Origin of the sequence: Thioalkalivibrio sp. ALgr1 (assembly GCF_000378285.1) — a bacterium.
GTDB lineage: Bacteria > Pseudomonadota > Gammaproteobacteria > Ectothiorhodospirales > Ectothiorhodospiraceae > Thioalkalivibrio.
Genome location: NZ_KB905133.1, coordinates 618,983 through 645,255, shown reverse-complemented (window position 1 = coordinate 645,255; position 26,273 = coordinate 618,983). Strand labels below are relative to the sequence as shown.

Annotated in this window: 19 protein-coding genes; 11 read left to right on the top strand and 8 right to left on the bottom strand. The window is 66.4% G+C overall.

What is annotated here, in order from left to right:
- Nucleotides 1-6: 6 nt before the first annotated feature.
- The gene (locus tag F466_RS0107415; RefSeq protein ID WP_018993760.1) at nucleotides 7-1,719 is read right to left on the bottom strand and encodes a proline--tRNA ligase; all 1,713 of its coding nucleotides are present in this window, start codon (nucleotides 1,717-1,719) and stop codon (nucleotides 7-9) included.
- 58 nt (nucleotides 1,720-1,777) lie between these two features.
- Entirely contained in the window at nucleotides 1,778-2,119 is a 342-nt protein-coding gene (locus F466_RS0107410; RefSeq protein WP_018993759.1) for a phenylpyruvate tautomerase MIF-related protein, read from the bottom strand.
- A 229-nt stretch (nucleotides 2,120-2,348) separates the two neighbouring features.
- On the opposite strand from F466_RS0107410, the gene F466_RS0107405 reads away from it, so the two are divergent.
- From F466_RS0107405 to F466_RS0107385, 5 genes are all read left to right on the top strand, one after another.
- Nucleotides 2,349-3,398 carry an efflux RND transporter periplasmic adaptor subunit gene (locus F466_RS0107405; protein WP_018138583.1) on the top strand — a complete coding sequence of 350 codons (1,050 nt, stop codon included), beginning with the start codon at nucleotides 2,349-2,351 and terminating at the stop codon, nucleotides 3,396-3,398.
- Complete coding sequence (locus F466_RS0107400) at nucleotides 3,391-6,696, top strand: efflux RND transporter permease subunit (protein ID WP_018138582.1); 3,306 nt, start codon at nucleotides 3,391-3,393, stop codon at nucleotides 6,694-6,696. Before F466_RS0107405 ends, F466_RS0107400 begins: the two co-directional genes overlap by 8 nt.
- 207 nt (nucleotides 6,697-6,903) lie before the next feature.
- Entirely contained in the window at nucleotides 6,904-7,122 is a 219-nt protein-coding gene (locus F466_RS0107395; RefSeq protein WP_012981920.1) for a hypothetical protein, read from the top strand.
- A gap of 32 nt (nucleotides 7,123-7,154) precedes the next feature.
- Nucleotides 7,155-7,361, top strand: coding sequence for a hypothetical protein (locus tag F466_RS0107390; protein ID WP_012981921.1), 207 nt, complete (start codon nucleotides 7,155-7,157; stop codon nucleotides 7,359-7,361).
- A gap of 163 nt (nucleotides 7,362-7,524) precedes the next feature.
- Nucleotides 7,525-11,304: a PAS domain-containing protein gene (locus F466_RS0107385; protein ID WP_018138580.1), complete on the top strand. Its 3,780-nt coding sequence runs from the start codon at nucleotides 7,525-7,527 to the stop codon at nucleotides 11,302-11,304.
- On the opposite strand, the gene F466_RS0107380 is transcribed toward F466_RS0107385, so the two are convergent.
- The 3 genes from F466_RS0107380 to F466_RS0107370 are packed head-to-tail and all read right to left on the bottom strand — an operon-like array spanning nucleotide 11,295 to nucleotide 13,939.
- Nucleotides 11,295-12,668, bottom strand: coding sequence for a nucleoside recognition domain-containing protein (locus F466_RS0107380; protein WP_018138579.1), 1,374 nt, complete (start codon nucleotides 12,666-12,668; stop codon nucleotides 11,295-11,297). The two genes, F466_RS0107385 and F466_RS0107380, sit on opposite strands and share 10 nt — an antisense overlap.
- Nucleotides 12,669-12,696: 28 nt before the next feature.
- Nucleotides 12,697-13,551, bottom strand: coding sequence for an SDR family oxidoreductase (locus F466_RS0107375; protein ID WP_018138578.1), 855 nt, complete (start codon nucleotides 13,549-13,551; stop codon nucleotides 12,697-12,699).
- A gap of 10 nt (nucleotides 13,552-13,561) precedes the next feature.
- A complete protein-coding gene (locus tag F466_RS0107370) occupies nucleotides 13,562-13,939 on the bottom strand; it encodes a DsrE family protein (RefSeq protein WP_018138577.1) in 378 nt (125 codons plus the stop codon).
- A gap of 181 nt (nucleotides 13,940-14,120) precedes the next feature.
- Between F466_RS0107370 and F466_RS0107365 the strand changes: the two genes are divergently transcribed.
- The 4 genes from F466_RS0107365 to F466_RS0107350 all read left to right on the top strand — a co-directional run bounded on the left by F466_RS0107365 (nucleotide 14,121) and on the right by F466_RS0107350 (nucleotide 17,589).
- Nucleotides 14,121-14,399: an FmdB family zinc ribbon protein gene (locus F466_RS0107365; RefSeq protein WP_018138576.1), complete on the top strand. Its 279-nt coding sequence runs from the start codon at nucleotides 14,121-14,123 to the stop codon at nucleotides 14,397-14,399.
- Between the two features lie 3 nt (nucleotides 14,400-14,402).
- Nucleotides 14,403-15,053, top strand: coding sequence for a DUF502 domain-containing protein (locus F466_RS0107360; protein WP_018138575.1), 651 nt, complete (start codon nucleotides 14,403-14,405; stop codon nucleotides 15,051-15,053).
- 100 nt (nucleotides 15,054-15,153) lie between these two features.
- Nucleotides 15,154-16,938, top strand: a complete 1,785-nt coding sequence (aspS, locus tag F466_RS0107355; protein ID WP_018138574.1) for an aspartate--tRNA ligase — start codon at nucleotides 15,154-15,156, stop codon at nucleotides 16,936-16,938.
- A 21-nt stretch (nucleotides 16,939-16,959) separates the two neighbouring features.
- Complete coding sequence (locus F466_RS0107350; protein WP_018993758.1) at nucleotides 16,960-17,589, top strand: triacylglycerol lipase; 630 nt, start codon at nucleotides 16,960-16,962, stop codon at nucleotides 17,587-17,589.
- A gap of 22 nt (nucleotides 17,590-17,611) precedes the next feature.
- Here the strand turns inward: F466_RS0107350 and F466_RS0107345 are convergent, their stop codons facing one another.
- From F466_RS0107345 to F466_RS0107335, 3 genes are all read right to left on the bottom strand, one after another.
- Nucleotides 17,612-18,694: a DUF3524 domain-containing protein gene (locus F466_RS0107345; RefSeq protein ID WP_018993757.1), complete on the bottom strand. Its 1,083-nt coding sequence runs from the start codon at nucleotides 18,692-18,694 to the stop codon at nucleotides 17,612-17,614.
- A 2-nt stretch (nucleotides 18,695-18,696) separates the two neighbouring features.
- A complete protein-coding gene (locus tag F466_RS0107340; RefSeq protein WP_018993756.1) occupies nucleotides 18,697-21,915 on the bottom strand; it encodes an EAL domain-containing protein in 3,219 nt (1,072 codons plus the stop codon).
- Nucleotides 21,916-22,177: 262 nt separating this feature from the next.
- Complete coding sequence (locus F466_RS0107335) at nucleotides 22,178-22,501, bottom strand: high-potential iron-sulfur protein (protein WP_018138570.1); 324 nt, start codon at nucleotides 22,499-22,501, stop codon at nucleotides 22,178-22,180.
- Between the two features lie 327 nt (nucleotides 22,502-22,828).
- Between F466_RS0107335 and F466_RS0107330 the strand changes: the two genes are divergently transcribed.
- The gene (locus F466_RS0107330; RefSeq protein WP_038038639.1) at nucleotides 22,829-23,380 is read left to right on the top strand and encodes an outer membrane beta-barrel protein; all 552 of its coding nucleotides are present in this window, start codon (nucleotides 22,829-22,831) and stop codon (nucleotides 23,378-23,380) included.
- Nucleotides 23,381-23,510: 130 nt separating this feature from the next.
- On the top strand, nucleotides 23,511-26,261 hold the full coding sequence (locus F466_RS0107325) for a cation-transporting P-type ATPase (protein ID WP_018993755.1): 2,751 nt from the start codon (nucleotides 23,511-23,513) through the stop codon (nucleotides 26,259-26,261).
- Nucleotides 26,262-26,273 lie beyond the last annotated feature (12 nt).

The window sequence follows — 26,273 nt, the reverse complement described above, 5'->3', positions numbered from 1 at the left end:
CCGGGTTCAGCCGAGCAAGCGCTCGCGCAGGGCGTCGAGCAGGCCGTCCATCGGGAGGTGTTCGGCTTCGCTGGAGGTGCGCGCCTGGTATTCGAGTTCGCCGGCGTCGAGGCCGCGTTCGCCGATGACCAGGCGGTGCGGGATGCCGATCAGCTCCATGTCGGCGAACATCACGCCGGGGCGCTGTTCGCGATCATCCAGCAGGACCTGGAAGCCGGCGGCCTCCAGCTCGTCGTGCAGTCTCTCCGCGGCCTCGCGCACGCGCTGAGACTTCTTTGCGCCGATCGGGCACAGGGCGATGTCGAAGGGGGCGATCGCCGTGGGCCAGCAGATGCCGCGCTCGTCGGAGTTCTGCTCGATTGCGGCCGCGACCACGCGCGAGACGCCAATGCCGTAGCAGCCCATCGTTACCACCTGTTCGCGGCCGTCCTCGTCCAGTACGCGGGCGCCCAGGGCCTGCGAATACTTGTCGCCGAGCTGGAAGATGTGGCCGACCTCGATACCGCGGCGGATCTCGATCGGGCCGGAGCCGTCCGGGGCCGGTTCGCCCTCGGTGATGTTGCGCAGGTCGGCGCTCTCCGGCTGCGGCAGGTCGCGTTCCCAGTTCACGTGCTTCAGGTGGTGGCCGTCCTCGTTGGCCCCGACCACCATGTCCGCCATGCCCAGCACGGCCTGATCGGCCAGCACGGGAATCGGGCTGTCCACCGGCCCCAGCGAGCCGGGCTCGGCGCCGAAGGCGGTACGGATCTCGGCCGCCTCGGCCATGCGCAGGGGGTCGGCTACCCATGGGTGCTTCTCGGCCTTCACCGCATTGAGTTCGTGGTCCCCGCGCAGGACCAGCGCGACCAGATCGGCATCGATCGCGTCGGAGGCGGCCACGACCAGGGTCTTGACGGTCTGTGGGGCCGGGATGTCGAGGAAGTTCGCCAGATCCTCGATGGTATGCACCCCGGGGGTGGCAATTTTTTCCATGGCACCGCTGGGGGGCGGGGCCTGGGCCGGCTGCGGACACATGGCCAGCTCGACATTGGCGGCATAGCCGCCCGGGGAGAAGGCGATCGCGTCCTCGCCGGAGCTCGCGAGCACGTGGAACTCGTGCGAGGCGTTGCCGCCGATCGCGCCGGTGTCGGCCTCCACCGCGCGGAAGTCCAGGCCGCAGCGCTCGAAGATGCGGCAGTAGGCGTCGTGCATTTGCTGGTAGGTCTGCCCCAGCGACTCGGCATCCAGGTGGAAGGAGTAGGCATCCTTCATCAGGAACTCGCGGGCGCGCATCACGCCGAAGCGCGGGCGGCGCTCGTCCCGGAATTTGGTCTGGATCTGGTAGTAGTTGACCGGCAGTTGGCGGTAGCTACGGATCTCGCGGCGCACGAGATCCGTGATGACCTCCTCGTGGGTCGGGCCGAAGCAGAAGTCGCGTTCGTGGCGATCCTTCAGGCGCAGCAGCTCGGCCCCGTAGAAGTCCCAGCGACCGGACTCCTGCCACAACTCGGCCGGCTGCACTGCCGGCATCAGCACCTCCAGCGCTCCGGCACGGTTCATCTCTTCGCGAACGATGTTTTCCACCCGGCGCAGCACACGCAGCCCCAGCGGCAGCCAGGTGTACAGCCCGGCGGCCAGGCGCCGGACATAGCCGGCGCGCAGCATCAGCTGGTGGGAGATGATCTCGGCGTCGGCCGGGGTTTCTTTCAGGGTGTTCAGCGGGAATTGCGAGACGCGCATCGGGGCAGTCCGTTATCAAGTGCGTGAGAGAAGTGACGGCCCACCGGGCCGCGATGATTCAGAACGTCGTGCTGTTGGTGCCCCAGAAGTGGCGCGGGGCGTCGGAGAATTCGATATAGACCCGGGCTGGGTCCAGGCCCAGCTCGGTTTGCAGGGCGTCGCAGAGTTTGCGTGACAGCTCGCGGGTCAGCCCCTCGGGCAGGTCGATGCTTTTCAACTCGCAGTAGGCGAGTGGGTCGGTGCTGCCGGCGAAGCACATCGCCGGGTTGTGCGTGCAGGTGACCATCACGTAGCCCTCGGACTTGCCCAGCCAGTCGGCCACCTGTGCGGACAGGTGCTGGCACAGCCCCGAAGGATCGTCGGGCAGGACGGTGTTGGTCTCGACTCGCAGCAGCGGCATCTCGGTTCCCCATCGGTTAGCTACGGCGCCACATGATACGGCCAGCGGACGGACCGTGCAGTCCGGGGTGCGTTGGCTGACGATATAGCTATACTCACCGCAAGGTATTTCCGGGCGTCGGCGTTGCCGTCGGCGCGCAATCGGCGTATAAATTAGAAAACGCTAATATATGTCGAACCCGCTTGATCCCGACCCAATGGGCTCGATAGCACGCAAGGAACCGAAGCCGATGACACTCAAGTGGATGCGCCCGGCCCTCTGGGGTCTGTTGTTGTTGCCATTTTCCGCCCAGGCGGACTTCCCGTTCGACACGGCGACCGCGGAGCGACAGACGCTCGCGCAGGAGCGCATCCTGGATGGCCGAGTCGAGGCCGTTCAGCGTTCCACGATCTCGGCGCAGACCTCCGGCCGGGTGCGCGAGATCTACGTCGACGTAGACGACTTCGTCGAGGCGGACGAGCTGCTGTTGCGCATTAGCGATTCGGAGCAGCAGGCGCGTGTGAGTCAGGCCGAGGGCGATCTGGCCGAGGCCCGTGCCCGCTTTGGCGAAGCACGCTCCGAGTTCAATCGTATCCAGGACGTATTCGATCGCGGCGTGGTATCGCGTTCGGAGTTCGAGCGCGCGGAGGCCGAGCTGGAATCGGCCCGGGCGCGTTTGCGCTCGGCCGAGGCCCGCGTCGAGGAGGCTCGCGAGCAGCTCGGTTACACCGAGGTGTTCGCGCCGTTTTCCGGAATCGTTACCGAGCGCCACGTGGAGTTCGGGGAGTCGGTCAGCCCCGGCTCGCCGCTGCTCTCGGGGATTAGCCTGGACCGTCTGCGCGTAGAGGTGGATATCCCGCAGCGGCTGATCCACGCGGTACGCGAGCGCCGCGAGGCCGAGGTGCTGCTGAATGACGACCGTCGCCTGGCGGCCGAGAGCCTGACCATCTTCCCCTATGCCGATCCGGCGAGCTCCACCTTCCGTATCCGCGTGAATCTGCCGGAGCAGGAGGACCTGGGGCTGTTCCCCGGCATGTTCGTGAAGACGGCGTTCTTCCTGGATGACGTCGAGCGCCTGACGGTCCCGCGCGAGGCCGTCGTCTATCGCAGTGAGGTCACCGCTGTGTACGTGATCGACGACGAGGACCGGGTACGTTTCCGTCAGGTCCGTGTCGGGCGCACGCATGACGGATACATTGAGATCCTCGGTGGCCTGAGCGAGGGCGAGCGCGTGGCGCTGGACCCGGTGCATGCGGCGATCTACCTGAAGGAACATCAGCAGGTGGGCGCCGATGAGTGATGCCAGCACGGACGCGGCATCCGGCCGCATGGGGATCTCCGGGCGTATCGCCAAGGCTTTTCTGACCACCCAGATCACGCCGCTGCTGGCCCTGGTGGGGCTTCTGCTGGGGCTGTTCGCGATCCTCGTGACCCCACGCGAGGAAGAGCCGCAGATCAACGTGACCATGGCGGATGTGTTCATCCCGTTCCCCGGGGCGAGCGCCGAGGAGGTCGCGCAACTGGTGGCGACACCGGCCGAGCAGGTGCTCTCGGAGATCGAGGGCATCGACGACATCTATTCCACCTCGCGCCCGAACATGGCGCAGGTCACCATCCAGTTCGAGGTCGGCGAGGACCGCACCGCGGCGCTCGTGCGCCTGTACAACCAGGTGTTCTCCAACCAGGACTGGTTGCCCGAGGGCCTGGGGGTCGGCGAGCCGATCATCAAGCCGATGGGCATCGACGACGTGCCGATCGTCAACGTGACGCTGTGGACCGAGGACGGGGATCGCGGCGGTCATGACCTGCTGCGCGTGGCACATGCGCTGGAATCGGAACTCAAGCGCGTCCCCGGGACCCGTGATATCTATACCGTCGGTGGTCCGGATCATGTAGTGCACGTACGCTTCAAGCCGGAGACGCTGGCGGCCTACAACCTGTCGGTGGACGACCTGCGCGACAGCCTGCAGGCCTCGAATTTCTCGCGCGATGCCGGCCGGCTCTACCAGGACGACCAGGAGATCCTGATCCAGGCCGGCGATTTCATCACCGAACCAGAGGCCTTCGCTGGCCTGGTGGTCGGGATGCACGACGACCGCCCGGTCTACCTGTCCGATGTCGCCGAGGTGATACAGGGCCCGGCATATGCGACCGAGCATGTGCGCTTTGCCCATGGCGCGGCGGCCGGGGATCACGCGCGTGTCGGCGAGAGCCACCCGGCGGTCACCGTGGCGATCGCCAAGCAGCCGGGCACCAACGCCCCGGACATCGCCGATGCCCTGATCGAGCGGCTCGAGCAGCTGCGCGGGACGTACATCCCCGACGGCATCGAGACCACGATCACCCGCAACTATGGCGCGACCGCCGACGACAAGGCGAACACCCTGATCCAGAAGCTGATCCTCGCGACGGCCTCGGTCGTGATCCTGGTCTGGATCGCGCTCGGCTGGCGCGAGGCCTTCATCGTTGGCGTGGCGGTGGTGATCACGCTGGCGATCACGCTGTTCGCCTCCTGGGCCTACGGCTTCACGCTCAACCGCGTGTCGCTGTTCGCGCTGATCTTCTCCATCGGGATCCTCGTGGACGACGCGATAGTGGTGGTGGAGAACATCCACCGGCACATGGTCCAGGGCGGCAAGAAGTTCCTCGAGGCGATCCCCCATGCGGTCGACGAGGTGGGCGGGCCGACGATCCTCGCCACCTTCACCGTGATCGCGGCGCTGTTGCCGATGGCCTTCGTCACCGGTCTGATGGGGCCGTACATGAGCCCGATCCCGATCAACGCCTCGATGGGGATGATCATCTCGCTGGCCGTGGCTTATGTGGTCACGCCGTGGCTAACCTACAAGGTCTTGCGGCGCCAGGCCGAGCAGTATGAACACGCGGCCCCGGCCGCCGGCGGCCACGCCGCGCAGGGCGAGAGCGCCTCCGCCGGGCTAATGAAGATCTTCAACACCCTGCTGCTGCCGTTCCTGGGGACCGGTGGGCGCAAGAAGGCCAATCGTCTCGCGCTGTGGGTCGGCACGCTGGTGCTGATCCTGGGCTCCGTCTCGCTGGCGTACTTCCAGCTGGTGGTGATGAAGATGCTGCCCTTCGACGACAAGTCGGAGTTCCAGGTGGTGCTGGACATGCCGGAAGGGACCAGCCTGGAGCGCACCTCCATGGTGCTGTCCGAGATGGCCGACTACCTCAAGACCGTGCCCGAGGTCGACAACGTGCAGACCTATGCGGGTACGGCCGCACCGATCAACTTCAACGGCCTGGTACGGCAGTACTACCTGCGCGAGGGTTCACATGTCGGGGACATCCAGGTGAACCTGACCCATGAGTCCGAGCGCTCGCGCAAGAGCCACGACATTGCTCTCGGCGTGCGCGAGGCGATCAACGCGATCGCCGACCGCCACGACGCGGCGGTGAAGGTGGTCGAGGTGCCGCCGGGGCCACCGGTGATGTCGCCGATCGTGGCCGAGATCTACGGCCCGGACTATGCGGGCCAGATCGAGGTCGCCAAAAAGGTGCGCGAGTTATTCGAGAACACCGAGGGCATCACCGACATCGACGACTCGGTGGAATACCCGGGGCCGAAGAAGATCCTGCAGGTGGACCGCGAGCGGGCTGCACGCCTGGGCGTGTCGCAGCAGGCGGTGGTCAAGGCGATCGAGACTGCGCTGTCCGGCGAGGACGTGACCTACCTCTACGGTTCCAACGTGAAGTACGCGGTCCCCGTGCGGCTCGAGTTCGAGCAGGCCGAGAAGGGCAGCCTGGACCCGGTGCTGGGGCTCAAGGTGCGCTCGCGCGACGGCGCCCTGGTGCCACTGTCCGAGGTCGTCAACGTGGTGGACTCGACCCTCGAGCACTCGATCCACCACAAGAACCTGCTGCCGGTGGTCTACGTGATGGGCGACCTGGCCGGCGGGCTGGACAGCCCGTTGTACGGCATGTTCGACATGTTCTTCGGCCTGCGCGACACGCCGATGGCCTACGACGAGCCGCTGGAACAGCTGTTCATCAACCAGCCGGACAACCCGTACAACTTTTCGCTGAAGTGGGATGGCGAGTGGCAGGTGACCTACGAGACCTTCCGCGACATGGGTATCGCCTACTCGGTGGGTCTGATCCTGATCTACCTGCTGGTGGTCGCGCAGTTCCGTTCGTACATGGTGCCGCTGATCATCATGGCGCCGATCCCGCTGACGGTGATCGGGGTGATGCCGGGCCATGCGTTCATGGATGCCTTCTTCATGGACGCCAAGTTCACCGCGACCTCGATGATCGGGATGATTGCGCTGGCCGGGATCATTGTGCGCAACTCGATCCTGCTGGTGGACTTCATCAACGACGAGATCCGCCGTGGCGTGGAGGTGATCGAGGCGGTGGTGCACGCGGGTGCGGTGCGCGCCAAGCCGATCATCCTGACCGGGCTGGCGGCGATGGTCGGCGCCGGGTTTATCCTCGACGACCCGATCTTCTCGGGCCTGGCGATCTCGCTGATCTTCGGCGTGTTCGTCTCGACCCTGCTGACGCTGGTGATCATCCCGGTGCTGTACTACCTGTACGTGCGCAACCGGGTCGATCTGATCCGCGCCCAGACGGCGTAGGCCAAACCTGTCATTGCGAGGAGCCGAAGGCGACGAAGCAATCGCTGTCCAGAACCAGCGGATGTGACCGGGTTCGACGTCGCGATGGCCCTGCGAGATTGCTTCGTCGCTACGCTCCTCGCAATGACGGGGTTCCGGTCCGGTGTTTTCGCCGTGCGCCGGCGTGCGGCTACAATCGGTGCCACTTGAACGAATCGGAGACGCTCGATGGATGTCGAGATGGGAGAAGAGGGCCTGAACGTCCTCGGGATCAGCCGCGAGCAATGCGCAACGCTGGTCGAGGTGCTGAAGGCCAGCGAGGACCAGCGCTTCATGGACGATCCGGAGCTGCGCAAGCTGTTCAAGCTGCTGGCCGTGCTGCAGAGCGACCTGTGGGACGACATGACCGCCGGGCAGTTCGACTTCGCCCCCTACAAGAAACAGTAGCGACTCGCGCGCTGCCCCCTCAGGAGCCTCGAATGTCCGACAACGGATCCCGCCGTCCCTCGAACTTCGTAATCGGCAATATCTTCCTCGGCGCGGCCGCGCTGATGCTGTTCTTCTTCGTCACCCTGTGGGAGATCCTGGGCGTGGTGGCCCTGGTCCTGTGGATGGCGCTGGCGGCCATCGGGGTCTACTTCATCGTGAAGGACAAGGACATCAATCCCGGCGGCCCGCCCAATTAGGGAAACACTGATTTCAGTGTTTCCCAAGGGGAACCTGCTTCCCTGGGAAGGTGACCGCCATGCCCGTCCGTTTCGGTACGGGATGTGATTCGGCCGGTGGCTGTGCCCGGCGTCCGACCTCCCGTCAACCGGGTATGTGACCCGACCACCGAGGACAGCCGCCATGAACCTGCGTGAGCAGCACCCGACCGGCGCGCGCCTGCAGGCCGAGTTTTTGCAATCCCTTCCGGAACACGTCACCCGCCTGCGCGAACTTGCCCGGAACCTGGAGGAAGCCGCTTCGCCGGCCCAGGCACGCGACCTACTGGGGCAGCGGATCAGCGAGCTCCGGCACTCGGCCGAGGTGTTCGGGATTCCGGTGGTCGGGGCAGCGGTGGCAACCCTGGCCGACTCGCTCGATGCCTCCACCGGAGACTCGGATCTGGTCGATCGTGACCAATGGGACAACGCCCTGGACCGGCTCGCGGCGATTGCCGCCCAGCATGCGCGTGGCGACGCCCTCGCCATCGCCAGCCGGGTGCAGCCGTTGTCCGGCGCGCGTGCGGACGGGCGGGTGCTGGTCGTCGTGGATGATGACGCCCTGGCGCGCGATATCGTGCTGATGCTCCAGGACCACGGGTTCCGGACGGACCAGATCCCGGTCCGTGATTCGCAGGCCCCGCAGCCCCCCGACGACGACCCCTACACCGCGGTCGTCCTCTGCGCCGGTGTGGTGATGCCCGGCACCGTGATTACGAATGATTTTGCTGGGTGCCTGGCGCCGGGGCACGCGCGCCTTCCGGTGCTGGCGGTAGCGCGGGAATGGAATCCCGGTGCACGGCTGGATGCCGTGCGCCAGGGGGTGGCCCGCTGCCTGGATTATCCACTCGACGGGGATACCCTGATCGAGCAGTTGGTCCAGATCGGGGGTGTGATAACCGAGAGCGACTACCGGGTCCTGTTAATCGCCGGTGCCGAACAAGAAGGCGTGGAGCGCACGCTGCTCGATGCAGGCTATCGTGTGGAGCGGGCGGAAGAGCCGGACCGCCTGGTGGAGGTCATGGACGAGCTCGACCCCGAGGTGGCCATCCTTGATGTCGAATCCCTGGACTGCTCGGCGCTCGAGGTGGCCGCGGTTCTGCGGACCCGGCAGAGCGGGGGCTCGATTCCACTGGTGATCCTGACCGCGGATGCCTCGCGTACCAATGCCCTGATGACGCTTCATCCGGGCGTGTGCGGTGTACTCCTGAAGCCGCTGGAGGCCAGTCGGGTCCTCGCGGTGGTGACCAATCGGGCGCGCCAGTTGCGCGAGATGGACAGTGTCAGCCGTTCCTACCGCGAAACCCTCTACGAGCGCGAACGGGAGCATCTCGCCGTCAACGAGCATGCCCTCGTCAGCATTGCCGATGCCCGGGGCGACATCATTTATGCCAACAGGCGGTTCGCCGAGGTCAGCGGATACATGGTCGAAGAGCTGCTCGGGCAAAATCATCGAGTGGTGAAGTCCGGGCAGCATCCGCCGCACTTCTACACCCGCATGTGGGAGACCATCACGGCGGGCCAGGTCTGGCAGGACGAGATCTGCAATCGGGCACGTGACGGTTCGCTGTACTGGGTCGACACCACGATCGTGCCGTACCTGGATGCCGAAGGCGTGCCCTATCAGTTCGTGTCCATCCGCACGGAGATCACCACGGTCAAGCGCCAGGAACAGCGCCAACGCTCGAGCCAGATCTTCGCCAATATGGGCACTTGGGAATGGACGCCCGACCAGGAGCGCCTCGAATGGTCCGAGCGGATTCCACCGCTGCTGGGTTACCGCGACGGTGCGGTCGAACCGACGGTTACCAACTTCATGCACGCCGTGCATCCGGAGGATCGCGATCGGATGCGCAACGCCATCTCGAGCAGCCTGCGTCGGGGCGCGCACTTCGAACTGGAGCACCGGGTGCTGTGGCCCGACGGCTCCGAACACTGGCTGCTACAACGGGGCGACGCCGTTCGGGACGCCGATGGCAGCGTGCTGTACATGCTGGGCGTGATGCAGGACATCACCAAACGCAAGCACTCCGAGCTGGCGCTGTCGGAGCTGTCGACACGGTTGCTGGAGGCACAGCGACTGGCCCGGCTCGGTCACTGGGAATACGAAGTGCGCAGCGACCGACTGACCTGGTCGAAGGTGATTTACGAGATGTTCGAGATGATCGCCGGGAACGGCCATCTCGCCCGGGATGACTATCAACGCCTAGTGCATCCGGACGACCGCGAGCGGGTGCAGGCATTCGAGGCCGGTCTGGCCGACTCCGGACACGGCGAGATCACCCATCGCGTGCAGCTCCCGGACGGCATGGTCCGCTACGTTCATCAGATCGCTACGGCTACGTTCGACGACGGCGGTGAGGTGGTCCGCCTCTCGGGCACGCTCCAGGATCTGACCGAATTGCACGAGGCTCAGGATCGGCTGACCCTGTTCGGGCGAATCATCGAATCAGCCGAACAGGGCGTTGCGGTGGTGGACCGGGAAGGTTGTTTCGTGTACGTCAATCCGGCAGCGCTGGATCTGGTCGGTTATCGCCTGGATGAGATGGTCGGCCGCAGCTTCCGCGCAATGGGCATTATCCCCGAGGAGGCGCGCGAGGAGGCTCAGGAGATCGATCGGGTGCTGGCGGAGGGCGGGGTATGGACTGGGCTGTTGCCTCACCGCTGCGCCAACGGGGCCGTATTCGTCACCGCAAGCACCATCAGTGTTGTGCGCGACGAGCACGGTGATCCGCAGTATGGCTTCAATATCTTCAGTGATTACACCGATGAGTTGCGGCGGCGCGAAGAGCTCCGTCAGGCGCGTGATGCCTCAGAGCGTGCGAACCGGGCGAAGTCGGAATTCCTGTCCAGCATGAGTCACGAGCTGCGCACGCCAATGAATGCCGTGCTCGGCTTCGCCCAGTTGCTGGAGCGCGACCCCGGACTGGGCGAGCGCCAGCATTCGCATGCGACCGAGATCCGCCGCGCCGGCTCGCACCTGCTGGACCTGATCAACGAGGTCCTGGATCTGGCCCGGATCGAGGCCGGGCGGCTGAAGATCGACCTGCAGCCGGTCTTCGTGGCGCCGGTGGTCACCGACTGCCTGTCCCTGACCCGTGCCCTGGTCGATGAACATGCGGTGCACTGCGAGGCCGAAGTGGCTGATGATGTGCAGGTGCAGGCGGACCCCCTGCGCCTGAAGCAGGTCCTGCTGAACCTGGTGGGCAACGCGATCAAGTACAACCGCCGCGGCGGCGAAGTCCGTGTCGGTGTCACGCCGCAGCGGGATGTCGTCGAGATCGCGGTAAGCGATAGCGGACCCGGGATCGCGCTGGAGGATCAGGCGCGGCTGTTCGAACCCTTTGAGCGGCTGCATGCCGATGGCGGTCGCGTCGAGGGTGCGGGCGTCGGACTCGCGGTCTCGAACAGCCTGGTCAAAATGATGGGGGGCGAGCTTGCGGTGGAATCGGAGCCGGGTGTCGGCAGCCGCTTCTGGTTCCGGCTGCCGCGTGCCGGGGCGGAGCCCCACGTGATGGATGACTCAACCGTCGAGTCCGGCGTGGACAAGGACCCGCATGTCCTGTTGATCGAGGCCGACCCCGAACACCTCGCGAGGCTCCAGACCATGTTCGAGGGGCAGGTGGGGCTGCAGCCGTTGTGCGCGACCTCGGCGGTGGAGGGTCTGGACCTGGCGCTGCGCCATGTGCCGGCCCTGGTGGTGCTGGCACTGGACCTGCCGGTGATGGATGGCTTCCAGGTCCTGCGCGCGCTGCAGGCGGACCCCGCCCTGGCGCCAATCCCTGTAGTTGCGGTCGGGGGGGGCGAGGATTCAGAGAGGACTGAACGCGCCCGCCATGCACCCTTCCGGCGCGTGCTGACCCGGCCGGTGTCGGCGGACGATCTGGCCGCGTTGCTGGACGATCTCGCGATCTGTCAGAGGTAGAGGAAGCCGACGATCGCGACCGCCGCGATCACGGCCACCGCATCGGCGCTCAGCGCCGCGGCCAGGGTGTGGCGTACGCGCTTGACGCCGATCGCGCCGAAGTACACGGCGAGCACGTAGAAGGTCGTCTCGGTCGAGCCCTGCAGGGTGGAGACCAGGATGCCGACATGGGTGTCCGGGCCGGTGGCCGGGTCCTGCATGATGCCGGCCATGATGCCGTAGGCGCCGGAGCCGGACAGCGGACGCAGCAGGGCCATCGGCAGGGCCTCGGCCGGCAGGCCGAACGGGGTCGTCAGTGGCCCGACCAGCCCGACGAACATGCCCAGCGCACCACTCTCGCGCAGCATCCCCACCGCGACCAGGATCGCCACCAGATAGGGGATGATGCGCAGGGCCACGTTGAAGCCCTCCTTGGCCCCCTCGACGAAGACCTCGTAGACCGGCACCCCGCGGATCACCCCGTAGGACAGGAACCCCACCACCAGCCCGGGGATGATCCAGGGGGCGATTGCCTGGCCGTACACGATCGTCAGCGGGATGATCGCCAGCACCCCCAGCAGGACCAGGATCGAGACCCAGGCCGGGTAGCCCTCGGTGGGGACCTCGATGTTCATCGGCTGCTGATCGGGCTGGGCGCTGTCCTGCTCGCGATTCTCGGCCTTCGCCGGTTCGGTGCTGTCCTGGCTCGCTTCCCGGATCGTGTCTTCCAGTTCGTCGGAGCCGGCGGAGGCATCCGCGTCGATCGAGCGGGTGGGGGCCGGGCTGCGGAAATAGCGCTGCAGGATCAGGGCACTGGTGATGCCGGCGATGGTCGCGAACAGCGTGGCGAACAGCGTGGTCGGCAGGATCGCCGCCGGGGCCTCGGAGCCGAGCGAGGCACGCAGCGCGATCACCCCGGTGGGCAGCAGCGTAATGCTGGAGGTGTTGATTGCCAGGAACAGCGCCATCGCATTGGTCGCGGTGCCCGGGTGCGGATTCAGCTTCTCCAGCTCCTGCATCGCGCGGATGCCGAACGGGGTCGCGGCGTTGCCCAGCCCCAGGATGTTGGCGGAGAAGTTCAGGATCATCGCGCCCATCGCCGGGTGCTCCGGCGGGACCGACGGAAACAGGCGGGTCATCAGCGGGCGCAGCAGGCGGGCGAGCACGGTCAGCAGGCCGCCGGCCTCGGCGATCTTCATCAGCCCGAGGAACAGCGCCATTACCCCGACCAGCCCCAGCGCCAGTTCGACCGCCGAGCCGGCGGCATCGATCGCGCCCTCGGACAGGGCCTGCATCGGCTGTTCGTCGGGGTCGGTGGACTGGAACTCGCGGATCGCGGCCGTAGCCACGGCGATCACGATCAGCGCGAGAAAGATCAGATTCATGCGGCGCCCGCCCCTGGCCGCGCGCGCATCAGCGGTTCTCCCCGCGCGATACCCCGCGCAGCACGGCGTCCATCGCGCGCGCCGGCAGCAGCCACTTCAGGAAGGCGAACAACTTGGTCGGGAAGGTGATGCGGTAGCGCACCCGCGGGCGGCGGGCCTCCAGGGCATGCATCACGCAGCGGGTGACGGCCTCCGGGCCGAGGGTGAACGGGGCATCGGACTCGGCATTGGCCATGCGCGCCTCGGCCGCGCGGTAGGTCTCGGCCCAGGGGCTGTGCTCGCGGTGGATGTGGCGGCGGAAGGCCTTCAGGGCGTTGGCGCGGAAGGCACTGCGGATCGGGCCGGGCTCGACCAGGCTCACATGGATGCCCGTGCCGTGCAGCTCCTGGCGCAGGGTGTCGCTCATGCCCTCGATCGCGAACTTGGACGTCACATAGGCCCCGCGCAGGCGCAGGGCGGCAAAGCCCAGCACCGAGGAGTTCTGGATGATTCGTCCCTCCCCGGCACGGCGCATCGCGGGCAGTACCGCATTGGTCAGCTCCAGCCAGCCGAGTACGTTGGTCTCGAGTTGGGCGCGCAGGGTGGCGCGCGAGAGGTCCTCCACCGCGCCGGGCTGGCCATAGGCGCCGTTGTTGAACAGGCCGTAGAGATGCCCGTCGGTGCGGTGCAGGATCTCGGTGACCGCGCTGTGGATGCTGGCGGAGTCGTCCAGATCCAGCTGCAGGGCCTCGAAGCCCTCCTTCTTCAGGCGCGCAACATCCTCGCCGCGACGGGCGGTAGGGAACACGCGGTAGCCGCGCTCGCGCAGCGCACGGGCGGCGTGCAGCCCGATCCCGCTGGAGCAGCCGGTAATCAGGACGGCACGGGGCCAGGACTCGCTCACCGGTCGCGGCTCAGTAGGTCAGGGTGGCCACATCGTCCTCGACCACCTCGCCGATAAAGGCGCCTCCGCCGCGCATGCCGTCCAGTTCGGGGATCGCGTTGTCCAGGGTCAGGCCGTTCTCGTCCATCGCCCCGGCGCAGGCGTAGAAGCGGCAGCCGGCCTCGTGGGCATCCTGCATGAAGCTGTAGACCGATTTCTCCTTCGCCTCGCCGGGGTAGATCTTGTCCGCCACGCCCTGGCGCAACAGGCGCGTGGTGCCGGCGGCGAAGTACATCTCGACTTCCAGATCCATCGCGGCGGCGACGGTCGCCTGGAAGAACGGGGCCCCCAGCGTGCCGGGGCGGTCCAGGTCCAGGTTCAGCAGCATGATCACGATCTTTTCGGCCATGACGGGTCCTTGCGGGCAGTACGTTCGGGTATGGGGCGAATGATCGGCGCTGCGGCCTCGCGGCGCAAACACGGATTGCCACCGGGGAAAGCCTTTTATTCCCGGGAAACGCCCGCATAATACGCCTCGAACCGTTTTGTTGCGGCCGTTGTCGCGGACGCGAAGCCTGAGGAATACACGCATGCCCATTTACGAGTATCAGTGCAAGGACTGTGGCGAGATTTCCGAGATCCTGCAGAAGATCTCCGATCCGCCGGCCACCACCTGTCCCGAATGTGGCGCCGAGGCCCTGACCAAGCAGGTCTCCGCTGCCGGCTTTCGCCTGGCGGGGGGCGGCTGGTACGAGACTGACTTCAAGAAAGACGGCAAGCGCAATCTGAAGGATGGCGGTGGTGCTGGCAGCGGTTCCGGCAAGGGCGATTCCACGGCGACCTCGAAAGCGGCAGCGACCGGAACCTGATCGATGCTGGTCTCCCTGCGCCGCTACCTGATTGCAGGGCTGCTGGTCTGGCTGCCGCTGATCGTCACCGGCTTCGTTATCAAGCTGCTGGTCGATCTGCTGGACTTCACCATTCTCCTCCTGCCGCCGGCCTGGCGGCCGGAGGCCTTGCTTGGCTTTTCGATCCCCGGTGCCGGGATCGTGGTCGCGATCGTGGTTGTGTTCGTCACCGGCGTGATCGTGGCCAATATTGTCGGGCGCAAGCTGGTCTCGGTGGGCGAATCCATCGTGCACCGCATCCCGCTGGTCAGCTCGATCTACGGGGCGGTGAAGAAGGTCACCGAGACGGTGCTGACCGATGGTGGCCAGGCCTTTCGCAAGGTCGTGATGATCGAGTACCCGCGTCGCGGGCTGTGGTCGGTCGGTTTCATGACCGGCGTTGGTTACGGCGAGGTGCAGGAGCGTACCGAGCGCGAGGTGATTACCGTGTTCGTCCCCACCACCCCCAACCCTACCTCCGGCTTTGTGCTGCTGGTTCCGCGCGACGAGGCGGTCGAGCTCGACATGACGGTGGAGGACGGGCTCAAGTTCGTGATGTCCATGGGCGTGGTCACGCCGCTGTCGAGCCCGTCCGAGGCCCCGGCTCCGGTTGCGCGAGAGCAGGGCAAATCGTAAGATTTCCGGCCTTTTCGCGGGCGCAGGCGCGACGTTTGCCCCGTTTTCCCGACTAACCGTGCAGGCCCTTTCGGGCGTGCCCTTCGGCTGGAACAGCGTAATGCGAACTCATCTGTGTGGACGTGTCACCGAGAACGAACTCGACTCGGAGGTGACCCTTTGCGGCTGGGTGAATCGCCGGCGTGACCACGGGGGCGTGATATTCGTCGACCTGCGCGACCACACGGGGCGGGTGCAGGTGGTGTTCGACCCCGACCGCGAGGACGTCTTCGCCCGCGCCGAGCAGCTGCGTAGCGAGTTCGTGATCCGCATGACCGGCCGCGTGCGCCGCCGCCCCGAGGGCACCGAGAACCCCGACCTGTCCACCGGCGCGGTGGAGATCCTGGGTCTGGAGCTCGAGGTCCTGAACGCCGCGAAGACCCCGCCGTTCCCGTTGGACGACGAGGACGTCGGCGAGGACACCCGCCTGCGCTATCGCTACGTGGACCTGCGCCGCCCGGTTATGCAGGAGCGCCTGCGCCTGCGTGCGAAGGTCTCCGCGGCCATGCGCCGCTTCCTCGAGGAGCGCGACTTCCTCGACCTCGAAACCCCGATGCTGACCAAGGCCACGCCGGAGGGCGCACGCGACTACCTGGTGCCCAGCCGTACGCATCCGGGCAGCTTCTTTGCCCTGCCGCAGTCGCCGCAGCTGTTCAAGCAGCTGCTGATGATGTCCGGCATGGACCGCTACTACCAGATCACCCGCTGCTTCCGCGACGAGGACCTGCGCGCCGATCGCCAGCCGGAGTTCACCCAGCTGGATATGGAGATGGCCTTTGTCGACGAGGCCGACGTGATGGACGTGACCGAGGGCCTGATCCGCCACCTGTTCCGCGAGGTGCAGGGTGTCGAGTTGCCCGATCCGTTCCCGCGCATGGCCTACGCCGAGGCGATGGCCCGCTTCGGGTCGGACAAGCCCGATCTGCGCATCCCGCTGGAGTTCACCGAGCTGACCGAGGTGATGCAGGCGGTGGAGTTCAAGGTGTTCAACGGCCCGGCGAACGACCCCGAGGGCCGCGTGGCCGCGCTGCGCGTGCCGGGCGGGGCGAAACTGACGCGCAAGGAGATTGACGTCTACACCGAGTACGTCGGTCGCTACGGCGCGAAGGGCCTGGCCTACATCAAGGTCAACGACCCGGCGGACCTCGAGGGCGGGCTGCAGTCGCCGATCCTGAAATTCCTGCCGGAGGATGTGACCCGGCAGATCCTGGAGAAGACCGCGGCCGCCGCCGGCGACCTGATCTTCTTCGGTGCGGACAAGGCCTCGGTGGTCAACGAGGCGATCGGCGCGCTGCGTGTGAAGCTCGGCCACGACCTCGAGCTGGTCGAGGCGGGCTGGCAGCCGCTGTGGGTGGTCGACTTCCCGATGTTCGAGTACGACGACGAGGACAAGCGCCTGTACGCCCTGCATCACCCGTTCACCGCCCCGGCGGTGGACAGCCCGGACGCGCTGCGCAATAACCCGCGCGAGGCCCTGTCCCGTGCCTACGACATGGTGCTCAACGGCACCGAGGTGGGCGGTGGCTCCATCCGTATCCACAACCCCGAGATGCAGCAGGCCGCGTTTGAGGCCCTGGGCATCGGCGAGGACGAGGCGCGCGAGAAGTTCGGCTTCCTGCTGGATGCGCTGGAGTTCGGTGCCCCGCCGCACGGTGGCCTGGCCTTTGGCCTGGACCGCCTGGTGATGCTGATGAGCGGCGCCCACTCCATTCGCGACGTAATGGCCTTCCCCAAGACCCAGACGGCCGCCTGCCTGCTGACCGACGCCCCGGCGCCGGTCGGCGAGAAGCAGCTGCGCGAGCTGGGCATCCGTCTGCGCGCCAGCGCCACACAACAGGCCGGGTAGGCAACGGGCCGGTCGTTCACCATGGCCGGCATGCGCGCCAGCGTTGTTACGGTCCATGGCTGGCATATGCCGGGCCTGGAGCTGGCGCTGCTGGAACGCCGGCTGCGTGCGGCCGGGCTGGAGGTCTATCGCTTCCACTATGCCTCGCGCCGCCAGACCCCGGAACAGGCGGCGCGCGCCCTGGCCGCCTTCATTGAGGCAGTGCCCGGCGACCTGGTGCACCTTGTGGCCCACAGCCTCGGCGGCATCATCGTCCGCCATCTGTTCACCGTGGCCCCGGTCCAGCGCCCCGGTCGGATCGTGATGCTGGGTTCGCCGCTGGCGGGCAGCCGGGTGGCCGCGCGCCTGGCACGCAACCGGCTTGGCCGCTGGTGGTTGGGGGCCGCGCTGGACCGCGGTCTGCTGGGGGGCAGCCCCGTCTTGCGCGGACGCGAAATCGGGATGATCGCCGGCAGCCGCCCACTGGGTCCGGCACCGCTGTTCGCGCAGATGCCGCCCCCGCATGACGGTTTCGTCGCCGTCGACGAGACACGCGGCCCGGATGTCACGCGCCACCTGACACTGCCGATCTCGCATACGGGGATGCTGTTCGATGCCACGGTGGCCCGCGAGACCCTGCACTTCCTCGATCGCGGCGACTTCCTTCCCTGAGCGGCCCCGTTCAGCGTTTCCCTCAGGCGGCGCCTCGCCGGGTCTCCAGCAGTTCTTCGATCTGACGCCGCCATTGCGGTTCCACCCTCTTGCTGTGCCACTGGCCGATATCGGGGACGGGCGGTCGCGCGCCGGTCAGCCATGCGCCGAGACGCGTGGCCAGTGCTTGGGTATCACCGGCGGGGTAACGGCAGGTGGCCGGGTATTGCTCGGGGTATACCAGGGCATCCGGCACCAGTGGCAGTACGCCCGCGCGGGTGGCCTCCAGCAGCGAAAGACCCTGGAACTCGTGGCGGGCAGTGCTGACCACGATCCCCGCCCGGCACAGCCAGTATTCGTATTCCTCGCGCGAGCACTTGGCGTCCACGATGATGCGGTCAGCCAGATGCGTGCGGAGTCGTGTGAGGGCGTCCGGAATCCTGGCGGGCCGAGGGCCGAGCAGGGCCAGTCGGAAATCGATTCCCTCACGGGCCAGTTGCAGCAAGGCTTCCGCGAAGTCGTCCGGGGCCTTGTCGTACTCCCAGCGGTGATTCCACAAAATCAGGTTCGGGTCGCGCTCTGCGTGGTCGGTGGTGGTGATGGCCTGGATCGGAACCGGCAGGATCTCGCTGCGCTCGTCGAGCGTCGTGCGCAGACCCGGGGGTACCTTGTCTGGCATACGTGCAAGCAGGCGGTCGACGCCGTCGAGAAAGGTATCGCGGTTGTAGTGCGAGTTGAACGCGATGCGGTCGGCCGCCAGGGCGCCGTAGAGCTGGACCATCTGCGGATCCACCGAGGGGTTCTGGCCGGGGCTGGTCGGGTAGGCGAACTGGTTTTCGTGGAAGTAGTACAGCGCAGGTGATTGCGCGAGTGCCGGGTGCAGGCCGCGCAGTGTGGCGAGATCGACCATGGAGGTCGCAACCATGGCGTCGGGTTGGGCGTCGCCGAGGCTGCGGAGCCAGGAGAGCGGGTTGCCCCGTATGCGCCAGCGGAAGTGGCGCCCCGGTAATTCCCGGCGATCCCAGTCGAACTCGGGGAATTGCCGGGTCAGCCAGTCGGCCCAGGCGGCATGGCTGTCCGCACGGTAGGCGGACAGTAGCAGGATGCGGGGTGCCGCGGGCTGCACACCTACGGGGCCCGGTCCGGCGGGAAGTCCGGCGAGGGGCGATTCAGATGGTAGCCCTGGACCATGTCGACCCCCAGGTCGGCCAGCATCGCAAGGGTGTCGCCGTCTTCGACGCACTCGGCCACGGTCCATTTTTCCAGTCCGCGAGCGACGTCGACCATCGCGCGGATGAATGCCTGGTTGTCGCGGTTGTTCGGCAGATCCCGCACGAACATGCCGTCGATTTTGAGCACCTGTACGCCCAGGTACTTGAGGTAGGCAAAGGTGGAGAAGCCGGAGCCAAAATCGTCCAGGCAGACGAGGCAGCCGGCCTGCTGCAACGCTTCGATGAAGCGCTGGGCGTCCTGCATCTCGGAGACGGCTGCCGTTTCGGTCAGTTCGATGATCAGCCGCCGGGGATTGACACCCTGCTGGCTCAGCTCGTTGGTGATGTATTGCGGCAGCCCGGGTTCGTCGAAGCTGCGACCGGAGATGTTGATCGCGATCCCCGGGAGTTCAGGGTGGCCGGCCAGGTGCGCGATGCTCTCGCGGATCACCCAGCGGTCGATATCGAGGATCTGCCCGGTCTTCTCGGCCACAGGGATGAACTGCCCTGGCATCACGACCTCGTCGGACGTCAGCGGGTCGCGCATGCGGACCAGGGCCTCCATGTGATTGAGCGCCCCGCTGTCCAACTGGTAGATCCCCTGGAAATGCAGCTCGAACTGCCCGCCCTCCAGCGCGTTGCCAATGCGCTGGCTCCAGCTCATTCGCTCGAGCATGCGTTCGGCGGTGTTGCGGCTGGCGTCGAATACCGCCCAGGTGTTTTTGCCCGAGTCCTTGGCCTGGTACATCGCGGCATCGGCATGCGCCACCAGGTCTTCGACGTTGTCACCGTGCTCGGGGTAGCGCGCGATCCCGATGCTCGCGGTCAGGCGGTAGTTTTGGCCGCGGAAGCGGAACGGAATCGCGGAGATCGCGCGGGCCACGCGTTCAGCCAGCCCTTCAGGTTCCCGTTCGGATGCCTGGTCGACGAGGATCGCGAACTCGTCGCCGCCAAGGCGGGCAAAGATCTCCTCCTCGCGTACGAGGCTTGCGATCTCGCCCGCCGCGCGTACCAGGACCGTGTCCCCGGCGCGGTGGCCGAAGGTGTCGTTGATGGTCTTGAACTCATCGAGGTCGAAGTAGATCAACGCGAGCTGGGTCTCGCGGCGGCGGGCGTTGTGGATCGCATGCTCCAGCTGGCGCTGGAAGCGGTGGCGGTTGTACAGGCCCGTGAGCGGGTCGTGCTCGGCCAGATAGACCAGCTGCTGGGCGGTCTGGCGCTCGTGGGTGACGTCCTCGTACAGCCACAGCCGACCAATAGAGCGCTCGTCGGCATCGTGTACCGGATAGGACAGCTGCGTGAGGATCCGGCCGTCGTAGAGATCCACCTCGAAGCGTTCGCTGATCTCGTGGGTGTCGAGGACGTGCAGCACGTGCCTCGAGGCATGGTCGGGCCGGGCAAAGCGGTGAGTGGAATGTTCCAGCACGGCACGTGAGGGCTGGCCGACCAGGTCGATTTCGTCGGCGATCGCCCACATGCGGCGAAATGCCGGGTTCACGTACTCGATGTACCCCTCGCGATCCTCGAACAGGATGCCGATGCTCATGGCCGACAGCAGCGAGGCCATGCGTCCCTGCTCGCGCCGCGTAAGTTCCAGCAGCCGGGCCTGCTCGTCGCGCGAGGTCTCCAGGCTTTCCAGTGCCTCCAGAAGTGCTTCTTCATTGCGCCTGCGCTGGCTGATGTCGTGCACGATGGCGACATAGCGCGGGCGTTCACCCCGGGGGGCGACCAGCTGCAGGGAGATGTGTACGGGGATCAGATGGCCGGCGATGTGCTGGTGCGTGGTCTCGAACAGCAACTGGTCGCGCTCCCCTCGCCGCAGGGGTTCCAGCATGCTGCGGAAACGGGTCTCGGGGAACTCCGGTTTGATGTCGTAAGGGTGCAGTTGCAAGAGCTCGTCGCGAGTACGCCCGGTCTGGTCCATTGCGCCCTGGTTGACATAGATGAACTGCAGGCTGTCCACGTCGAACAGGAAGACGCCATCCAGCGTCAGGTCCAGCGTGCTGCGAAAGGCCTCGAGCTCCTCGCTGCGGCGTTCGAGTTCGTGGGAGGTGGTGACCAGCTCGTGGGCGTCGATCACGTGACCCTGAAGATAGATGAGCCGCCCGTGTGCGTCGTACACGCCGGTCCCGCGTTCGAAGACCCAGCGCAAAGATCCGTCCCGGTTTACCGCTCGATACTGGATCTGATAACTGCCGTCTCGCTTGAGCCCTTCCTGCACGCCCTCCCAGGTATAGTCGGTATCGTCCGGGTGGACCCAGGCGGCGAAGGTGATGTCGCCACGATAGAAGTCGCGGGCCTCGTAGCCGGTCAGCTCATGCACCCCACCGTCGACGAAGATCACGTCCCACTGCGGGTTGTTGCGGCAGCGGTAGACAAAGCCATTGACCGTGTCCAGCACCCGTAGCAGGTCGTCGCTGTGCTGCGCGCCGAGACTGCGTGCGAGGCTGATCAGCGCCAGGGTGAAGAGCATCGCGGCACCGGTGCGCAGTGACTGGATCGGGACCCCGGTTGCGGCCAGGAAATCGCCCTGCGTGGGCAGCCATGGGGGGAGGCCGAAATCAACCTGTGCCGGGAAAGGCAGAAACGCGGCATAGGCCAGGAACGCGAAGGCTGCGATCCCCAGCGCCGGGATATGCCGCTGCATCTCCGGCTGCGCCTCCGGGGGGCGAACGTGCAGCAGGAACGCGAGCCCTGTGAGGAGCGCGCCGGGGAATCCGATCAGGTAGCGGGCGCCATTGGCGAGGCCCGTTGCCGGCTCAACGACGACCAGGAGCATTGTGCTCAGGCCGATAGCGAGACCCCCGTATATCCCCCAGGCTGGCAGGTGCAGGCCGGGGCGGATATCGAGCAGCGCGCGCCGACCGAACTCCAGCAGGGGCAGATAGGAGATCGCGAGCCAGGTGGCCATGAACCAGCGATCGGACACTATGCCCAGTTCGTGATGCAGGCCGATCGCGTTGAGGAAACCATAGGTCCCGTGCAGAAGACCGAACGGCACCAGCCACCCGACATGAGCGGCGAAAGGTACAAACCGTTCGCGGCGCGGCAGCATCAGCGCCACGATGCCGAGGGTGAAGAACGCGAGCCCGTTGAGCGCGTACAGCAGCGTCAGTGGCGTGGTGTCCAGGCCCACTGGCTAGAGGGGGGCTCTGATTGGAGAACGATGTTGCTCGGGGCCGGGGCAGGCGCTCGAACGGGAGTGGGGCACGCGGAGCTCCTTAAACGGGCGGTTCATCGTCCGATAACGTCCAGAAGGCCAAAAATTTGAGGCGCTGCGGCGTAAGCGTGACCGGTTTGTGACCCAGTCCGCAAGTCGTACCGTTCAATTGCGGAGGCCATAAACGCGAACACCGCCCGGAGGCGGTGTTCGCAGGTGCCGTCAGGCGGAGTGGTGATCAGCCGCCACGGACATGGGCATCGCACCAGCCGTCGGCGTTGACCAGGACGTCCTGGAAGGCCTGGTGGTGGCAGCCACCCCAGCCGTTGTCCTCTTCGCCCGCCCAGAAGGCGCAGTTGTCGCACACGGCACCGTCTTCGTAGGCGTCGTGGCCGGATGCGTCGGACGCATCGTTCACGTAGTCATGGGCGTGACCGTCTTCGGCCTTCGGCTTGGCATAGGCAACGCCGAAGGTGGTCAGACTTGCGAGCGGGACGGCTGCCACAGCCATGGAGGCGCGGCGGAGAAAGGCTCGGCGGTTCGCGTTCGGTTGATCGGACATGGAGTGACCTCCGTAGATCATATGAATTTTTTAGCGCTTAATTTGACCCGAGGCATGGTTGAAGCATGCCGGACGGATCGCTGGATTAGAGCGAGGGAATATCCAGATGTTCCCGTGGTGGGCAACTTCTGCCTGATTCAAAGACACGCTCCGCACCCTTCGATGCATCGGGCGGCGAAAAAATTCCGTTCCCTGGTGGCCCGCCCCGGTTTCTATGGGCTCGGGGATCAACTAATATCAGTAGGTGCTGAAGTTCCTGCTGGCGGTGGCGGCACGACGCGCCAGCGGGGCTTCAGGTCCCCGTCAATGACTCACTGGAGGTGTCCCATGCTCAAGCTACGTACGTCCCTTGCTATGTTGGCCGCTGGTTCTCTTGCGCTGGCCGGAACGACGGTCCAGGCGCAGGAACGCGTGGGCATGGAACCCAGTATCGCCGTCATGCTCGGCTCGGTCTCGCCGGACGCGTCGGGGGCCTCGACGGACTGGGGCTATGGCATCGAGCTGGGTGCAAATTGCCAGCTGCTCCAGCCGCGCACCGGTGTCCTGCGCCACCAGCTGAGCGTTTCCCGATACTCCGAGAGCCCGCTGCGCATGACCAGCACCGAGCTGAATACCCACTGGATGTTCGAGACCGCACCGAACCTCGAGCTGGGTTTCGGTCCCGGCCTGGGCTATGTGCGTGCGGAATTGGGTGATGACACCAACGGCCTGTGGGCGGCTCAGTTCGGCGGCAGCCTGAAGTACACGATGGACAACAATATGTTTCTTGGCGTCGAGGCCCGCTATCAGTTCACGGAGAGTGATCGCTTCCGTAGCGGCCGCGGTCGCGAGGACGTCGACAATCTGCGGGTGATGGCCAAGCTGGGCGTGCATTTCTAGCCGGCCACAGGCTAGCCGACCATCGGCTGAACGGCGGGGCTGAATCAGGCCCCGCGACCTGCCCGCCGAGGCTTGCCGGTCGCGGGGTCTTGTTCGAGGATGGGGGTTCATCTCTCGGCACCGATACCGAATGGACGAATCGCAAAACGCGCAGTCCCCCAGGGACGAGACCATCGCCTGGCATGCCTTTGATCCCGATGCCGCCCTGAGCGAGCGCAACAGTCGCCGCGAGGGGCTGTCCACTGACGCGGCCCGGGAACGCCTGGACCAGTACGGCAGGAACCAGCTGCGCCCGCCGGAGCAGGCGGGCCTGATCCGGCGTTTCTTTCGCCATTTCCACAACATCCTGATTTACATTCTGCTGGCCGCGGCGGCCGGTACGGCCCTGCTCGGTCACTGGGTCGACACCGGCGTGATCCTGGCCGTGGTCCTGATCAACACGCTGATCGGCTTTGTCCAGGAGGGCAAGGCGGAAAAGGCGCTGGATGCGATCCGCAAGATGCTCTCGCCGCACGCGCTGGCCCTGCGCGATGGGCACCGGCGCGAGATTCCGGCCGAGGAGCTGGTCCCGGGCGATATCGTCTATCTGCAGGCGGGCGACCGTGTGCCGGCGGACCTGCGCCTGCTCGAGGTCAAGAACCTGCGGGTCGAGGAGGCGGTGCTGACCGGGGAGTCGGTCGCGGTGGAAAAATCCCCCGAAGCCGTGGACCGCGAGGCGGACCTGGGGGACCGCACCGGCATGGCCTTTTCCGGCACGCTGGTCGCCTTCGGGCGCGGGCACGGCGTGGTGGTGGCCACCGGCGAGCACACCGAGATCGGTCGCATATCTTCGATGCTGGGCGAGGTCGAAAGCCTGCAGACGCCGCTGGTACGCCAGATGGAGCAGTTCGGCCGCTGGCTGGCCGGCGTCGTCGTGGTTATCTCCGCTGCGACGTTCGCCTTTGGCTACTGGGTGCGCAGTTACCCGCTGGACGAGATGTTCCTGGCAGCGGCCAGTCTGGCGGTCTCCTCCATCCCCGAGGGTCTGCCGGCGATCATGACCATCGCCCTGGCGATCGGCGTGCAGAAGATGGCGCGGCGCAATGCCATCATCCGTCGCCTGCCGGCGGTGGAGACGCTGGGCTCGGTCTCCACGATCTGCTCCGACAAGACCGGCACGCTGACCCGCAACGAGATGACGGTGCAGACCGTGTGCACGGCGGGCGAAGAGTACGGCGTCTCCGGCGTGGGCTATGCCCCGCACGGGCATTTCTCCGTGGGCCAGCAGGAAGTGGAGGCCGACGAGCAGCCGGCGCTGCTGGAGGTGCTGCGCGCGGGCCTTTTGTGCAACGACGCCCAGGTGTTCGAACGCGAGGGCGAGTGGGTGATGGAGGGCGACCCGACCGAGGGGGCGCTGGTGGTGGCCGCGCGCAAGGCGGGGCTCGACCCGCACCTGGAGGCGGAGCGGCTTCCGCGTGCCGATGTGATCCCGTTCGAGTCCGATCATCGCTACATGGCGACCCTGCACCATGATCACGACGGGCATGCGCAGATCTTTCTGAAGGGGGCCCCGGAGCGGGTGCTGGAGCTGTGCGACCGGGTGCGTGCGGGTGAGGATACCGATGACCTTGACCGCGAAGCCTGGCACCAGTCGCTGGAAGCCATCGCGGCTCGCGGCCAGCGCCTGCTGGCCATTGCGACCCGCGAGGTGGAGCCTGATCAGCGCGAACTGAATTTCGATCATGTCGAGCAGGGCGGGTTCGCCCTGCTCGCCCTGGTGGGGATTATCGACCCGCCGCGGGAAGAGGCAATTCAGGCCGTGGCCGAGTGCCGGGAGGCCGGTATTCGCGTGAAGATGATCACCGGGGACCACCTGGCGACCGCGCGGGCCATCGGCGAGCAACTGGGACTGGGGCGCGATGCCGAGGCGCACGCGGGACACGAGCTGGATGATGTAGACGACGAGCGCCTGGCGCAGATGGCCGAGGCCACCGATGTGTTCGCACGCACCTCGCCCGAGCACAAGCTGCGTCTGGTGCGGGCCCTGCAGGGCCGCGGTCGGATCGTTGCCATGACCGGGGACGGGGTGAACGACGCCCCGGCACTCAAGCGCGCGGATGTCGGCGTCGCGATGGGCGGCAAGGGCACGGAGGCCGCCAAGGAGGCGTCGGAGATGGTGCTCGCGGACGACAACTTCGCCTCGATCGCCCACGCGGTCGAGGAGGGGCGCACGGTCTACGACAACATCCGCAAGGCCATCCTGCACATGCTGCCGACCAACGCCGGGCAGTCGCTGACTATCATGATGGCGATCCTGATGGGGCTGGCCCTGCCGCTGACACCGGTGCAGGTACTGTGGGTGAACATGGTGACCTCGGTGACCCTGGCGATGGCGCTGGCCTTCGAACGTGCCGAGCCGGGGGTGATGCAGCGTCCGCCGCGTGCCCCGGATCAGCCGCTCCTGTCCGGGTTCCTGTTGTGGCGCATCCCGTTTGTTGCGGTCCTGCTGTGGCTCGGGACCTTCGGACATTTCGTCTACATGGAGACGGTGGTCGGCGTAAACGAGGAGCTGGCGCGTACCATTGCGATCAATACCCTGGTGGCCGGGCAGGCCTTTTATCTCCTGAATCTGCGCCTGATCCACCAGCCGGTGCTGCCGGGATTCGAGCTGTTTCGCTCGCACAGCATGTGGATCGCGATTGGGGTCCTGATCCTGCTTCAACTGGCCTTCACCTATGCCCCGGTGATGCACACCCTGTTCGGCACGACCACGATCGGCCTGGGCGACTGGCTGCGCATCCTGGCCTTCGGCCTTGCGGTGTTCGTGATCGTGGAGCTGGAGAAACTGGTGGTGCGCCAGGTGCTGGCCCGCCGTCGAGGAATTGCCCCGACGGCGGTGTAGCCTCCAGGCCGG

What these genes read in the sequence shown, in the direction of transcription:
- F466_RS0107415 (WP_018993760.1), bottom strand. Translation starts at nt 1,719, where the DNA reads ATGCGCGTCTCGCAATTCCCGCTGAACACCCTGAAAGAAACCCCGGCC.
- F466_RS0107410 (WP_018993759.1), bottom strand. Translation starts at nt 2,119, where the DNA reads ATGCCGCTGCTGCGAGTCGAGACCAACACCGTCCTGCCCGACGATCCT.
- F466_RS0107405 (WP_018138583.1), top strand. Translation starts at nt 2,349, where the DNA reads ATGACACTCAAGTGGATGCGCCCGGCCCTCTGGGGTCTGTTGTTGTTG.
- F466_RS0107400 (WP_018138582.1), top strand. Translation starts at nt 3,391, where the DNA reads ATGAGTGATGCCAGCACGGACGCGGCATCCGGCCGCATGGGGATCTCC.
- F466_RS0107395 (WP_012981920.1), top strand. Translation starts at nt 6,904, where the DNA reads ATGGATGTCGAGATGGGAGAAGAGGGCCTGAACGTCCTCGGGATCAGC.
- F466_RS0107390 (WP_012981921.1), top strand. Translation starts at nt 7,155, where the DNA reads ATGTCCGACAACGGATCCCGCCGTCCCTCGAACTTCGTAATCGGCAAT.
- F466_RS0107385 (WP_018138580.1), top strand. Translation starts at nt 7,525, where the DNA reads ATGAACCTGCGTGAGCAGCACCCGACCGGCGCGCGCCTGCAGGCCGAG.
- F466_RS0107380 (WP_018138579.1), bottom strand. Translation starts at nt 12,668, where the DNA reads ATGAATCTGATCTTTCTCGCGCTGATCGTGATCGCCGTGGCTACGGCC.
- F466_RS0107370 (WP_018138577.1), bottom strand. Translation starts at nt 13,939, where the DNA reads ATGGCCGAAAAGATCGTGATCATGCTGCTGAACCTGGACCTGGACCGC.
- F466_RS0107365 (WP_018138576.1), top strand. Translation starts at nt 14,121, where the DNA reads ATGCCCATTTACGAGTATCAGTGCAAGGACTGTGGCGAGATTTCCGAG.
- F466_RS0107360 (WP_018138575.1), top strand. Translation starts at nt 14,403, where the DNA reads ATGCTGGTCTCCCTGCGCCGCTACCTGATTGCAGGGCTGCTGGTCTGG.
- aspS (WP_018138574.1), top strand. Translation starts at nt 15,154, where the DNA reads ATGCGAACTCATCTGTGTGGACGTGTCACCGAGAACGAACTCGACTCG.
- F466_RS0107350 (WP_018993758.1), top strand. Translation starts at nt 16,960, where the DNA reads ATGGCCGGCATGCGCGCCAGCGTTGTTACGGTCCATGGCTGGCATATG.
- F466_RS0107335 (WP_018138570.1), bottom strand. Translation starts at nt 22,501, where the DNA reads ATGTCCGATCAACCGAACGCGAACCGCCGAGCCTTTCTCCGCCGCGCC.
- F466_RS0107330 (WP_038038639.1), top strand. Translation starts at nt 22,829, where the DNA reads ATGCTCAAGCTACGTACGTCCCTTGCTATGTTGGCCGCTGGTTCTCTT.
- F466_RS0107325 (WP_018993755.1), top strand. Translation starts at nt 23,511, where the DNA reads ATGGACGAATCGCAAAACGCGCAGTCCCCCAGGGACGAGACCATCGCC.